Origin of the sequence: Campylobacter sp. RM16189 (genome assembly GCF_012978815.1) — a bacterium.
Classification (GTDB): domain Bacteria; phylum Campylobacterota; class Campylobacteria; order Campylobacterales; family Campylobacteraceae; genus Campylobacter_A.
Map to the genome: position 1 here is coordinate 1 of NZ_LIWR01000005.1, position 13,932 is coordinate 13,932.

Here is a 13,932-nt window from a genome sequence, read left to right on the forward strand (position 1 = left end):
CTTTAACGTTGCTAGGTTTTTCTTTTATACACTCTATTATCTTTTTACTAAGCTCTCCACGAGAAAAACGTCTATTATCAGTAATGTTTTTAGTTTTTATATCGTTTATATTATAGTTTGGATCAAATATCATAATGGCTTTGCTTATAGTAGATAGTTCATCTTGTAACTCAGTTATCATCTCTTGATAATGTTTTATCTGTCCTTGAATTTCAGAGTGTTTAGATACAAGAGCTGATATTACGTGAGTTTCTACTCGCTTCGCTCCTAGCTTTTCAAGAACCGCCATAACAAATCCTTTTAAAGTAAAAGTTTTTATAGCTTAAAAAGAAATATCTATTATTTAGAATCTTAGCCTCTTTTATGATGAAAGTCTTGTGCATTTGCTACATAATAGCGGAAATCTTCATGGATAGGATTGATTTTTGGGTTATTGTTTGGTTTTATGGGCGTAGATAGATTCTATAAAGGTAACATGGGGCTAGGAGTGCTTAAGCTTTCCCTATTTATTCTCATGTGGATAATTTACTTCGGTATTGGGCAAGGACATCTTGATGTGGAATATCAGGTCTTCTCGATTATACTATATTTTATAATATTTTTATGGGGCATTATTGATTTATTTTTAGTATTTATTGGCATAAAACGTGATAATTTAGTAAAAATTAAGGAATTTTTAACATTTAATGATGTGAAAAATTCTTCGTCTTTTTCTTTTGAATCAAAAGAGCAACTGGATGTTCAGCCTATTAAAGCAAAAACAACAAAAGAGGGTTAAATAAAAACTACTATCTGTTGATTGTTGGCTTATATGTATTTTAAAAACACCGATAGTATAAAACTGCTTGACTCTGATCTTAGCATAGATGAGTTGAAAGCTCAGTGGGCTAAACTTGCCTTGCAAGAGAGATTTAATGTAGTGTTATCTGATGAAGATGCTAAAAATTCTATAGAGATATTAAAAAGCTTCAACGCGAACTAAGAGAGCTATATGAATTTATAAAGCGTGAATTCGATAACGGAAAAAGCATATTTGGCATCTTGCAAGCCGTTGCAAAAAGCAGAAAGGATATGCTGTTATAAACACTTACTCCAAAGGAATATTTTTTGCTTAAACCTTTTTAAGCTAATTAGAAAGGTTTAAGCTATGATATATTCAAATTTAAATCACTCCTATCAAAATTTAATTATTCAAAAGACAGGTAAACTACATTAAAAAACAAAGCAGAAGTTTTTATAAATAAAATCTTAAATTTAAAGGTTTACGGTGTTTGATGCTGTTTTGTGCATTTGCCACATAATAGCGGTAAAAATCATTTTGAAGTTTAAACTTTGTACCATTCCCTCTACTGTATAAACCTACATACCATTATATATACATATACATAACTATTAATACTATTATAAATATGTTTATATAATTAAACGCAGCATTCTATACACAATTATTCATTTCATTACACATCTATTCATATATCTATATGCACCATTCTATATATAATTGTTTATGCCAACACATATATAACCAAATACTTATATCAACATAAGTCTAACCTCATTTTATCCCGGCTCAAGCGAGGGAGTACCCCCGCTAGGCCTTTGACAGCGTAAGCATAGTTTAAGCGTTTTTGGAGCACTTGTTTTCGCACAAAGCGAAACGCACAAAGCGAAACACACTACCACTTGTCCCGAGGGACAAGCTGTGTGGCCTGCCGGCGGCCGCTATAATTAGTTGTGGAGGTATATCATGATTATCACTGTTTCTGTAAGATCAGAGAGGCTCACTTCACAAGCAGCAAAAAATCGTATGAGGCATAATTTTAGAGAACCGGTATCCACTCAGAGAGTAAAATATCTAAAGACGAGAGAGCCTGATATTAACAAATTCTATCACTTAAACGTAAGCCAAAATAAAGCTTATCATAGGGATTACCCTTTTCCGAATTTTGGTAAGAATTTTTCTGACGGACTTATCGACGATAAAGTGAATATTATTAAAGAAAGCTATGAGAGTCAAACCGATTCAAAAGGCCGTAAAAAGACCCTAAGAAAGAACTCCACTCTTTTTGAAGAGCATATCATCACATTTGGAATTCAAAGAGAGGATATGGATCGAAACCTTACTCAAGAGGAAATCAACTACATAAATTCAAAAGACTACGAGGCCGAAGTAGAGAAATTTATTGTGATGTTATCAAGCAAATACGGCAATAACGATTTTTGGATAGCTTGTCACCGGGATGAGAATATAGTCCACTACCAGATAATATCAACTAGATATGATTTCAAAAAAAAAGACCATTCCTAGGCTAAAATCAAAGATAGAAGTAGCCCAATATGGTACAGATCTCCAAGATATGGCTGCAGAAGCCTTTAGGGGCAAGGCAGTCAGAGGCGTAAAAGGCTCAACTAGGCCACACATAAAACACCAAAAATTTAGAGAGGTAGCTGAGCTTCAGAAACAAAAAGAAGAGCTTGAGAGAGCCAACAAAGAGCTAATAGATAAAATATATCAGCTTGAAAGAAAAGAGCGCTCTATGGCTCCAAAAATGAGAGATACGGGCATAGAATCTCTCAAGAGAAAGCAAACTCCCTCAAACAATCCCACAATGGGCTTCTAGGCTCGCAAGCAAGCTTGCTCAACTAGGCATCTATGGGGTTTTCACCCCATACCCCGGCGACAGAAAGAAACCTACAAAATCAAGCTTCTCCACACAAAATATGACTCCAACCATCAAGAATGGCCTTTTATCTCTCTCTACACAAAAAAGAGCAAAAGGATATACGCATACCCCCAATCAAAGCCTGAGCTCACAAGGCAAGAGAAATATATCGGAGTTTTTTTCGTTTTCCTCGTCCGGGCAAGTTGTGCTCTCGATAAAAATGTCAAGGGTAGCCGCAAGGCTATCCACGAGCTTTTTGTCAAAAAAGCGACGCCCTTGATGTTTTTTGAGAGAGTGCTACGATGTCCCGGCAGGGAAACGGGGGAAAGTTCGATATTTAGCCTGCGGGCGAGCCCCTGCTACTTTGGCCCGCTTGCGGGGCAATAGTACCAGCGGGGGAGCAACGACATCGCCAAAGGCGATGAGTGTAGCGGCGGTCTCTTGCTTGGGAGCGATAGAGTCTCTTGGCCCTTGAAGGTCCCTAATATATAGAACAAAGAGTGGCCATGTCTTGAAGTTAAGATTTATTATAACTACTATGACTAAAGAACACTGTCACTATCTGTGGTTTTTATATCGTTATTTTTGATTATCCATGTCTTAATTTTGCTTCACAAAATGAGTTTTTTAATACTCTTGTTTTCAGGCTTTTAGCTCCTTTTTAGATATCTTTATTATAAAACAGCTAAATTTTTCAAAGCTTATGGGTTATTTTAAAATATTTTGTTTGATGATTTCTTGAGCGTCCAGTGCTAAAAGACATCTAACTCTTTTTAGTTTCTGTTTATTACTTTCTTATTTTTATCTCCTATATAATTTTTGAAAAGTCATATAAGGAGATTAAATATTGATCCCACCAATTGCATAGCGCATATAGCATATCTTGAATTTCATGATCGTCGTATCTAAGTTCGAGATATGCAGCTTCTACATCCGTCATTGCAGGAATATGATACAAGTACATTTCGATAATATAATTTGGAATTCGATGCTCCATTTGTTTTTTCATAGCAAAAGTTTTAAAGGTTCCTCTTAGTCCGTGTTTTGTGATACCTGATATTTTTGTTAGAAAATAGTTAATCTGCTGATCTGCAATTCCTGAAAATATATATATGCCTTCATGTTTTTGAAGTCTTTTTAATTCTTTGAGAATTTTTAACATTGTTTTAGAGATGGGTAAAATAAAGTTTTGTCTTGAATTTTCAGTTCGCTTCTCTCCCTTCATTCTATTTTTAGGTATATAAATGTGACTATCGTCAAAATTTATATCTGACCATTTAAGATTAAATAGATTCATCGATCTCAAAGCAGTCTCAAGCGCAAAAAATATAAGTATCTTTTTTCTAATGTTGATTTTTGAATTTGCTACAGATTTTAAAAAATTTTCAAGATCAACTTGATTTATAATCTTTTGATGATGTCTTGAGTTTCTTCTGGATGGAGTTTCGTAGTGTTTTGAAAAGTTAAAATTTTCTAAAATATTTTCTTTGATATATCCTTGCTTTTTGGCGAATAGAAAAATATTTTGTAGTATGTAAAAGAGTTTAACATTTGCGGCAGGATATTTCTCAGGTTCATTGAAAATATCAAATTTTAGCTCATTTAATTCAATATCATCGATTGGTTTTAATGCTATTTCTAAGGGTAGTATATGTTTAGATACCCTTATTTGATAACTTCGTAAAGTGCCGGCTTTGAATTTTAGAATATCTTGAGCATACACAAGAAATTTTTTATAAGCTTCTTGTAAAGTAATCACTTGCTTTATTATATATCCCGTTTCTTCTAGCTGATTTAAAATTTCTATTCCTTTTCTATATGCTGTTTCAAACTTCATATAAGGATATTCACCTATTTTCATATAGCGTACTTTTTCATTTTCGTACCTGTATAGCCTTATCGTCTTCTTCTGCTTTGGAGAAATTTCTAGCTTGAATCTGTCGTATCCGGGTATTGGTAGACGCAGAATTATATTTTTCTTGTTGTTTTGTTTTTCGATCCATTGATCGATCTCTTGAAATTTTTTCATTTTTCACCTCTTGTAATTTTTGAATTACATCTAATTATAGTGATTCTGAAAATATCAAAAAATGACACAAAAAATTAAAAAATTTATATAGTTTTTTAAAATACATATATAATGGTTTATTATCATTTCTATTAAGCTATGCTTAAGCTAAAAAGAAGATAATAGCGATAATATCGGCATTTGTAAAAAACCAAACTATTGAATTGTAAAGGATTATAAAAGAGTATATGGTGCCCGAGGTCGGACTCGAACCGACACAAGGTTGCCCTTACCAGATTTTGAGTCTGGCGCGTCTACCAGTTTCACCACTCGGGCCAAAAATCGTAATTTTATCAAAAATATATAAAGAATAAATTAAAAAATAAATATTTTAAGAATAAAAAATGGAAGTCTTTAAAGACTTCCATAAAAGAAATTATTTCTTTTTGCCTTTTTTGTTTGTAGTAGCAACAACTGCTTCTTTCAGCTTTTTGCCAACTTTAAATTTGACCGCTTTACTAGCAGGTACATCAATAACTTTCTTAGTTCCTGGAACTCTAGCTTTTCTTGCAGCTCTATCAGCTGTGCTAAAAGTACCAAAACCTATGAAGCTAACGCTACCGCCAGCAGTAAGAGCTTCTTTGATTGTCTCTAGAGCGGCATCAACAGCTTTTAGAGAATCTTTTTTTGAAAGACCAGCCTTTTCGGCGACAGCTTGAATAAATTCAGCTTTTTTCATAGAACCATCCTTTTAAGAAGTGATATATAGGCATTTTACAACGTTTTTTGAAAAAAAACAATAGTTTTGAAACCTAAATTTCATTAAAAAATGTAGTTTTTTATAAAAAAAGTGAATTTTTTATAAAATTTGCATATAAAACTCATTTTTGAATCCATTTTTTTTGATATCAATTAGCATTAAATTCTCTAAATTCAATTTGCTTAGTTCGTCAATTGTTTCAATCCTTGCTTTTGCTATTTCTCTTAAAATAATTCCTCGGTAAGCTTTGGCATAATGGCTTACGACTTTGCCGTTTTTTATAAATTTAAAAGTCGTAAAAGGCTTTTTTATTTCATAAAATTTTTCATAAAATTCAGCTCTTAAGTCTAGTATGTCATCATCTTTGAGCCAGTTATCTATTGCTAAGGAAAAATGTTCTTTATAAAATTTTTCAATATTTAATTTGTCTATTTTTTCTCCCTGCTTTAGTTTATATTCACAAATTTCATCTCCAGCCAAAATGCCTCCGAATAAATTTGAGAATATCATTACGTTTTTATCGATAAAATTTTGAGCTTTAGTGTCTAAATTTTTATAGTTTAAGTGCTTGTAGGCTACGCCTTCGTATCTTAAAACAGCTTTTATAGCACTTTTTTTAAAAATATCCTCTCTTAAATTTTCGCACTCTTCTAAATTTTTAAGTCCGAATAGCTTTGATAGTTCGCTTGTTGTAGCTCTTTTTAAAAATTCATTGTATTGATTTAAAATTTCAATCCTTAGATCATATAGCTCTGGAAATATAAAGCTGTCTTTGTCTATAAATTTATTTGATTTTACGGCACTTTTTGCCTCGCTTGGAGAGAATAAAATTTTCATAACCGCCTCGATAAAAGTAAATTTTAAAGTCTAATAATACTCTAAACTAAATAAATTTTTAAATTTGACGATAATTCATGAATTGGAACTTAAATTGCTTCTAAAAGTTTATAGAAATATTAGGATATAGATATGCGTATTACAAATCAACTAATGAAATTTAACGATACATACAACTACCAAGTAAATATGAAGGAACTTTATAGGCTCAATACCCAAATTTCAAGCGGATTAAAGATACAAAATTCATTTGAGAATAGCAGTATTTATAATGACGGCATGAGGCTTGATTATGAGGTTGCAACTCTAAATCAAGTTCAAGACGCGACCTCTAAGGCTGGCAGCTTTTCTCTTAATACAGATAAAGCCTTAAAAGAATTTAAAGAAAAACTTGAATTATTTAAAACAAAGCTTGTTCAAGCTGGAAATGAACATCATTCAAAAACCTCAAGAGAGGCTTTGGCGAATGATCTGCAAGGCATAAAAAACCATCTTGTAAATATCGCAAACACATCTATAAATGGACAGTTTTTATTCTCTGGAAGCGCTATTAATACAAAGCCAATAAATGGCACTACAAATCAGTATTTTGGAAATTCTCAAGAGATGAGAGTGGTCGGAGGCTCACAGGTTAAGCTAGCTTATAATATGCCAGGAGAAGAGTTGTTCTTAGGTAGAGACGGTGATTATAACAAGCATATAAGCACAAATGTAATGCTAACCGATCAAAGCGTTTTAAATAGACATGATAATATAAAATATCTGAACGAAGAGAGCAAAATCAGAAATATGATCGGATTTAACTATGTTAAGGATGAGAAAACTCTATCCGATTTGGATTTTGGCGGACCTAATGCAAAATCATTTCAGAATACGACATTTTATCTACAAGGCAAAAAGCCTGACGGAACAACTTTTACAAGTAAATTCCAAATGACAGCTGACGCTTCCATAAAAGATCTCATGGAAAAAATCGGAACCGAATACGGAAATACTCCAAATAATAGAGTTGTAGATGTCACGATAAATAACGAAGGGCAATTTAATATCAAAGATCTATCAAAAGGAAATCAGGTAATAGATTTTCATATGATGGGCGTCACAAGAAAATTAGACAATGATCAAGCTCTGACCGCTGCCAATATCAATGCAGCTTCTAATCATTTTAATACTACTAATAGTCTTGTAGACTTAGAAGCTATGGTAAATGCAAATCCAAATGACTTTGTGGTAACGGAATTTGTTAAAAGCAATTACAAAGATATAAATGGTGATAAAACCAATGCCTTTGATTATGATAGAGTGAAATTTAAAAATGAAGGCAGGCATGTTGTAGGTACCATCTCTCAGATTGCAAGAAAAAGCGGAGAATTTGCGACAGATAATACCACATTAAGTGAGGTTGCCGGAACTAAAAATTTATACGATGGCGAAAGCGGAAAATATAATATTGATGGACAATCTTTACAGATGAGTATCAAGTCAAAGCATGGCGGAAAATATACAATTGATTTGGATTTTGAAGCTGCTGGAAATGCGAAAATAAGAATTACCGGAAACGATCCTGCTGGAAATGCTGTTGGTTATAATTCTAGAGTCTGGGATAGCTTTTATAATGCTACTACAAATCAAGCTAATGGTATCCAAACAGCATCTAAAAATATGACATTTAAACAATTAAATGATATTATCTCATTTACAGTTAATGATAATATTCCTGCAGTTGATGATAACTTTAATGCATATAAACAGGCCATTAAAGATGCTCAAGGTAGTGTAGAGGTAAATATGGATCATAGAGGAAGAATTAAGATAACTGATAAGCAAAATACAAATACTCCTATTGAGGTTGCTATTTTTGATAGAAGAAATTCGGATATTTTTGCCGGTGATAGCACTGGTAATACTCCGGCTACTTCTCAAGGAGTTGGCTCTGTTTTTACCTTTTCTGCGAACAACGCACTTGATATAGATGTGCCAAGCGTGGATATATTTAGCGATCTTGATAATATGATAGAGGCTGTAAGACTAGGACAGTATCGTGCCGATTCAAATGGACCAGATCCTAGAAATTCTGGAATCCAAGGCGCAATAGAGAGGATAGATCATATATTTGATCACGTAAATAAGCTACATACCAAGGTAGGTGCTCTTTCTAACTCATTAAAAGACACAAATACAAGAGCAAGCATACTATCGGTAAATGTTAAAACAGTAAAATCAGAGATAGTAGATGCCGACTACGGTGAGACTTATATGCATCTTATGCAAAAAATGATGTCATATCAAGCTATGTTGCAATCTGTTGCAAAGGTTAATCAGCTAACTCTATTAAACTATATGTAAAAATACGCTATAATCAGGCTTTTTATAAAGGATTTAAAATTTTAAGAGAGTCGATTTTAGTTGTTGTTATATGTTTTTTAATGTTTTTTGGAGTTGCTACCATAGCTCCTGATGCAAATTTTGTAGGGAGCTTTGGTAAAATTTTAGGTGAAATAAACTTTAAACTGTTTGGATTTATCGGCTATATTTACCCTTTTGTTTTTATCTTTTTTGCTTACTATATTTGTAAATTCGTAAAAAATCTTGATTGGGATTTGGCGCAGATAGTTTCTGGAGTTATACTTTTATTTTTTGCGTTTTTGATGTTTCAGGCTAATTCAAACTCCGATTATGGCGGTCTTATTGGTAATTTTGCGATTTTAGCTTTAAAGGATATCATCGGGGTTATAGGCACATGGGTTTTTATAGCTATGATTTTCATTTTGGCTTTTGGGCTTATTGCTCAAGAAAATATAGTAATAATACTAAAAAGAGCCTTTGTAGAACCTACAAAAAAAGAGCCTAAAAATTTAGCACAAGCTCAATATAAAGAACCAAAAACGATTGCAAAAAAGAAAAAACGTGAAAATATAGAAAATTTAAACCAAGATGAAACAAAGCAAAATTTATCTGGATATGATGAGATTTTGGATTGTGAAGAAAAAACGCAAATTTCTACTATAAATGGAGTCGAGATTTTAAATGAAGTAGTGGAGAATAAGAAGCTGCTAGATGAGCTTGATAAGGGCAAGGTAGAAAAACCAAAGGATTTTGAGCTTCCACCGCTTAAATTTTTAAACGATCCCCCAAAGCGTTCACATAATATAAATGAGGTTGAGATTGATCAGAAAATTTCAGATCTTTTGGATAAACTTCGCAAATTTAAGATAGATGGTGATGTGGTTCGCACTTACACCGGACCTATTGTAACCACATTTGAGTTTCGTTTGGCTCCGCATATAAAAGTAAGTAAGATCTTGACACTGCAAGATGATATTGCTATGGCTCTGCGCGCTCAAACAATACGTATTCAAGCGCCAATTCCTGGCAAAGACGTAATAGGCATTGAGGTACCAAACCAAAATATAGAAACAATATACTTAAAAGAAATTTTAGATAGTGAAATTTATAAAAATGCCTCAAGCCCTCTCACTATTGCGCTTGGCAAGGATATAGTGGGGGCGCCTTTCGTAACCGATCTTAAAAAGCTTCCTCATCTTCTTATAGCAGGAACTACAGGAAGCGGTAAGAGTGTGGGCATAAACGCCATGCTTTTAAGTTTGCTTTACAGAAATAGTCCGCAGACCTTACGCCTTATGATGATAGATCCTAAGATGCTTGAATTTAGCATCTATAATGATATTCCACACCTCTTAACACCGGTTATTACTCAGTCTAAGCAAGCTATAATAGCACTTGCAAATATGGTCTCTGAAATGGAGCGTAGATATACGATAATGAGCCATACTCGTACTAAAAATATCGAAAGCTACAATGAGAAGATGAAAGCAGAAGGCGGAGAGCAGCTGCCATATATAGTTGTTATAATAGATGAGCTAGCAGACCTTATGATGACGAGTGGTAAGGATGTAGAGCTATATATCGGACGCCTTGCTCAAATGGCGCGCGCTAGTGGAATTCATCTTATCGTAGCTACACAGAGACCAAGTGTCGATGTCGTAACAGGACTTATAAAGGCGAATTTGCCGTCGCGTATAAGTTATAGAGTCGGCCAAAAGATAGACAGTAAGGTAATCCTTGATCAAATGGGAGCTGAGAGCTTGCTGGGACGCGGTGATATGTTGTTTACGCCTCCTGGAAGTCCCGGTATCATCAGGCTTCATGCGCCGTTTGCCAGTGAAAAAGAGATAGAAAATATCGTAAATTTCTTAAAAGATCAACAAGAAGTTGTCTATGACGAGAGATTTTTAAAAGAAGATAGCACAAATTCAGGCTCTAACGGCTCAAGCGAAGGCGATATCGTTGCTGGAGAGCTTGACGAGCTTTATGAAGAGGCTAAAGAGATCGTATTAAGCGAGCAAAAAACTTCTATCAGTTATTTGCAACGCCGCCTTAAAATAGGCTACAACAGAGCAGCAACTATAATCGAACAGATGGAGCAAATGGGTGTGCTAAGCCCTGTAAATGCCAAAGGGCAAAGGGATATTTTATAATTTTAGTAAAAAACTCTATTTAGATAAAGTCCGTTTGGTGGAGCTGGAATACGCGTAAGAGGTTGTTGGTTTTTTATTGCTAAATTTATTAAATCAGCCCCATTTTTAAGCTTTAAAGCCTTTAATATTGTAGCCACCATTAAACGAATTTGAGCTCTCAAAAATCCATTAGCCTTAAAAACTATGATAGTTTTTTCTTTGTGAGAGTAGCAAAATGCCTGACTTACTTCTCTTATCGGACTTTTTGTATCGCTTCCCACTTTCATAAATGCACTAAAATCATGCTTGCCTATAAAAAGCTCCAAAAGCTCATTTGCTCTATCTATGTCAAATTTTGGCAAAAATGTTTGGTATTGACTTAAAAAAGGGTTAAAATCTCCATGATTTATAATATATCTATATTGCCTAAATTTAGCATTATATCGGGGATGAAAGTTATCATCAACTCTTAAAATTTTTTTTATATGAATATGCGGGTGAGCGTGGCGATTTATTAGATCGGCCAGTCTTTTAAAGTCTTTAAAATGATCTCCGCATCTAACGCTTGCAACTTGATTATTGGCATGCACGTCTTTATCGGTTCTAGAGCTTGATACTATCTTGTCAAAGATTCCAACATGGGCTAAGGCTATACCGAGTTCATTTTCTACTCCGTTTTCGTGCGGTTGTGTTTGAGAGCCTTGAAATTTGGAGCCATCGTAGCTAAATATTAGTTTTATTTTCAATCTAATATCTTTTTAAAATCGTTTTTTTGTAAAATAGCATCGAGCTTATTAGAAATAGCGAAAATATTGATAAAATTGCTATAAAAAGCTTTGAAGATAACATCATAATCATTGCAAAATAGGCAAACAAAACTCCAAAAGTACCAAAATATACAAATCCTTTTTCATATCTATAAGTTACTACTCCAAAACTTAAGGCAAACAGCGTTGTAGCAACCGGAAAAAGCGCTATTAGAACATAAGTGGTAAAATCTCTCGCCTTTTTTTTGTTTGTATTGATATCGCTCCAATACTCTAAAAAAGAGCGTGTTTTTGAAATTTTATCGTTAGAAAGAGTGTTTATTTTCATATATTTAAAATCGGCCTGATGCCATACATCATCTTTTATATCGTAAATTTTGCCGTTATTTAGTCTAAGTTCCAAATTTGATCTATTGTTTATTATCTTTGCGTTTTCGGCGATAATTAGCCTTTGAGCATTAATTTGTGGCGAATATAGGGTTACACCCTCATATGTGGTGCCGTTGATATCGTTTTTTTGACTTTGGATATATATCATCCAGTTTGAAAATTTCTGCCCAAACTGAGTTGTCTTTAAATTTAGCTTGGCTATAGTTTTTTTATACTCTATAAAATTTCCGTTTAGCTCAGCCGCCGTAGGGATTAGGATTATGGCCGTGATTAGTAGAAAAATCGAAACTATAGAGCTAATTAACATAAAAAATCTAGCAATAAAATTTGGAGAGTATCCTAAAGTAAAGATCACAATACTCTCGTTCTCTTTAGATAGTCTAAAAAGCGTCATCGCTAAAGATACGAAAAATGCTATCGGTATCGTAAAAAGCAGTATACGAGGTAGCATAAATAGATATAGCTTAAAGAGTTCAAAGAAGGTTATCTCGATATAGGAGGTAATGCGTGCTATCTGTATAAAAAATACTATCGACATTATCAGAAATAGTGTAGAAAATAGCGAAGCGAAGGTGCTTATAAAGTTGGTAAAAAGATAGCTATTCACTCTACCCATAAAGTTTTTCCAAAAGTTCTAAAAATTGAGGTTTTAGCAGATAAACAATAAGTAGTCCGAGGCTTAAAAACGGCACAAATGGTAGCTCGTATCCTCTTTTTCTAACTATCATGTATGCGGGCAGCGTCAAAAGAGCCGCCATGTATATCGACATAAGCCCAAGTTTAATACCTAAAATCGCCCCCATCACTCCTGCTATAAAGATATCCGCACTTCCCATAGCCTCACGTTTCATGATGAAGCTTACGGCAAGTCTAAGTAGCCAAAAATCAAACATAAAAATTGCTGCGCTAATTAATCTATCAAAGTCACCATTCTCGCCAAATATGGGTAAAGCTCCATAAATAAGAGCCAAAATAAGACTTGTAAACAAAAGTGGATCCGGGACGGCTTTGTATCGAAAGTCAATCACACTAAGACAAAGCAGGATAATAAAGCAGGTGCCAATTATCACTGCCGCATAAAGCTCTATTTCAATAAAATATGCAAAGAGCATTAATATACCGCTTAAAAACTCGACTAAAGGATACTGAAAGCTAATCTTATCCTTACAAAATCCGCATTTTCCACCTAAAAAGATCCACGAAAGTATCGGCACATTGTGATAGAATTTAAGCGGAGTTTTACAACTTTGGCAGTGAGATGCTGGGAAGTTTATACTTTCGCCCTTTGGCATTCTATATATCAAAACATTTCCAAAAGAGCCGATAACCGCACCTAAAATAAAAAATATCGCACCTATCATAATCCGCCAAATCTCCTATTGATTTGATAAAAATTTTGAACTATTTTTTCTAATTCCAAACTTGTAAAATCCGGCCAAAGAGTATCGATAAATGCAAGCTCTGCATAACTTGCCTGAATAAGCATAAAATTTGAAAGTCTCTTTTCTCCACCTGTTCTAATAAGCAGATCAATGGGCTCACTTTCATCTAAATTTGCCTCTAAATTAACTTCATTAATATCTAAATTTTGCTCTTGCATTCTTTTAAGAGCTCTTAAAATTTCATCTTTGGCACCATAATTTATAGCCAAATTTAGCTTTAGCTTTTTATTGTCTTTAGTAAGTGATTTTAAATTTAAAATTTCATCTCTTAATTTATCGTTAAAAGGCATTATATCGCCGATCACATTAAAATTTATCTCATTTTTTATAAAGCTCTCTTTTTTTGAAACTAAGAATTTTAAAAGTAGATCCATTAAAAAATCAACCTCACTTTTTGGTCTACTCCAATTTTCAGTGCTAAAGGCGTATAGGCTTAAAATTTTTATATCATTTCTTATACAAAACTCGCACATGGCTTCGACTACGTTTGCGCCAGCCTCATGTCCTTTTGTGCGTATGAGCCCTTGCTTTTTCGCCCATCTGCCATTGCCATCCATTATAATCGCCAAATGTTTTAAACTATTCAA

At 33.7% G+C, this 13,932-nt stretch carries 13 protein-coding genes, 1 tRNA gene and 2 pseudogenes; 7 read left to right on the forward strand and 9 right to left on the reverse strand.

Annotated features, from left to right (window positions below; translation table 11 throughout):
- The coding region (locus tag CDOM16189_RS04395; protein ID WP_170000760.1) for a hypothetical protein at positions 1–289 on the reverse strand (289 nt) is incomplete at its 3' end.
- 129 nt (positions 290–418) lie between these two features.
- Between CDOM16189_RS04395 and CDOM16189_RS04400 the strand changes: the two genes are divergently transcribed.
- From CDOM16189_RS04400 to CDOM16189_RS04415, 4 genes are all read left to right on the forward strand, one after another.
- Positions 419–778, forward strand: coding sequence for a hypothetical protein (locus CDOM16189_RS04400; RefSeq protein ID WP_249321553.1), 360 nt, complete (start codon positions 419–421; stop codon positions 776–778).
- Between the two features lie 33 nt (positions 779–811).
- Positions 812–982, forward strand: a complete 171-nt coding sequence (locus CDOM16189_RS04405) for a hypothetical protein (protein ID WP_169974815.1) — start codon at positions 812–814, stop codon at positions 980–982.
- Between the two features lie 825 nt (positions 983–1,807).
- Positions 1,808–2,308 carry a hypothetical protein gene (locus CDOM16189_RS04410; RefSeq protein WP_169974813.1) on the forward strand — a complete coding sequence of 167 codons (501 nt, stop codon included), beginning with the start codon at positions 1,808–1,810 and terminating at the stop codon, positions 2,306–2,308.
- 49 nt (positions 2,309–2,357) lie between these two features.
- Positions 2,358–2,621: a hypothetical protein gene (locus tag CDOM16189_RS04415; RefSeq protein WP_170000761.1), complete on the forward strand. Its 264-nt coding sequence runs from the start codon at positions 2,358–2,360 to the stop codon at positions 2,619–2,621.
- Positions 2,622–3,471: 850 nt separating this feature from the next.
- On the opposite strand, the gene CDOM16189_RS04420 is transcribed toward CDOM16189_RS04415, so the two are convergent.
- The 4 genes from CDOM16189_RS04420 to CDOM16189_RS04435 all read right to left on the reverse strand — a co-directional run bounded on the left by CDOM16189_RS04420 (position 3,472) and on the right by CDOM16189_RS04435 (position 6,268).
- Positions 3,472–4,692, reverse strand: coding sequence for a tyrosine-type recombinase/integrase (locus CDOM16189_RS04420; RefSeq protein WP_169974810.1), 1,221 nt, complete (start codon positions 4,690–4,692; stop codon positions 3,472–3,474).
- 228 nt (positions 4,693–4,920) lie between these two features.
- Positions 4,921–5,007 (reverse strand) — tRNA-Leu (locus tag CDOM16189_RS04425).
- A gap of 100 nt (positions 5,008–5,107) precedes the next feature.
- A complete protein-coding gene (locus tag CDOM16189_RS04430) occupies positions 5,108–5,410 on the reverse strand; it encodes an HU family DNA-binding protein (protein WP_169974808.1) in 303 nt (100 codons plus the stop codon).
- A 120-nt stretch (positions 5,411–5,530) separates the two neighbouring features.
- Entirely contained in the window at positions 5,531–6,268 is a 738-nt protein-coding gene (locus tag CDOM16189_RS04435; RefSeq protein ID WP_169974806.1) for a YaaA family protein, read from the reverse strand.
- A 132-nt stretch (positions 6,269–6,400) separates the two neighbouring features.
- Between CDOM16189_RS04435 and CDOM16189_RS04440 the strand changes: the two genes are divergently transcribed.
- The 3 genes and pseudogenes from CDOM16189_RS04440 to CDOM16189_RS04445 form a co-directional block, all read left to right on the forward strand.
- A complete protein-coding gene (locus tag CDOM16189_RS04440; protein WP_169974804.1) occupies positions 6,401–8,614 on the forward strand; it encodes a flagellin N-terminal helical domain-containing protein in 2,214 nt (737 codons plus the stop codon).
- A gap of 80 nt (positions 8,615–8,694) precedes the next feature.
- A pseudogene (locus tag CDOM16189_RS10055) lies at positions 8,695–9,000 on the forward strand (DNA translocase FtsK 4TM domain-containing protein); the annotation flags it as partial.
- 309 nt (positions 9,001–9,309) lie between these two features.
- Positions 9,310–10,767: pseudogene (locus tag CDOM16189_RS04445) on the forward strand (DNA translocase FtsK); the annotation flags it as partial.
- 2 nt (positions 10,768–10,769) lie between these two features.
- On the opposite strand, the gene truA reads toward CDOM16189_RS04445, so the two are convergent.
- From truA to uppS, 4 genes are read right to left on the reverse strand one after another with little or no spacing between them, the layout of a single operon-like run.
- Positions 10,770–11,492 carry a tRNA pseudouridine(38-40) synthase TruA gene (truA, locus tag CDOM16189_RS04450; RefSeq protein WP_169974800.1) on the reverse strand — a complete coding sequence of 241 codons (723 nt, stop codon included), beginning with the start codon at positions 11,490–11,492 and terminating at the stop codon, positions 10,770–10,772.
- A 1-nt stretch (position 11,493) separates the two neighbouring features.
- Complete coding sequence (locus CDOM16189_RS04455; protein ID WP_169974799.1) at positions 11,494–12,519, reverse strand: LptF/LptG family permease; 1,026 nt, start codon at positions 12,517–12,519, stop codon at positions 11,494–11,496.
- Positions 12,512–13,264 carry a prepilin peptidase gene (locus CDOM16189_RS04460; protein WP_169974797.1) on the reverse strand — a complete coding sequence of 251 codons (753 nt, stop codon included), beginning with the start codon at positions 13,262–13,264 and terminating at the stop codon, positions 12,512–12,514. The genes CDOM16189_RS04455 and CDOM16189_RS04460 overlap by 8 nt, the downstream gene beginning before the upstream one ends.
- Positions 13,261–13,932, reverse strand: a complete 672-nt coding sequence (uppS, locus tag CDOM16189_RS04465; RefSeq protein WP_169974795.1) for a polyprenyl diphosphate synthase — start codon at positions 13,930–13,932, stop codon at positions 13,261–13,263. Before uppS ends, CDOM16189_RS04460 begins: the two co-directional genes overlap by 4 nt.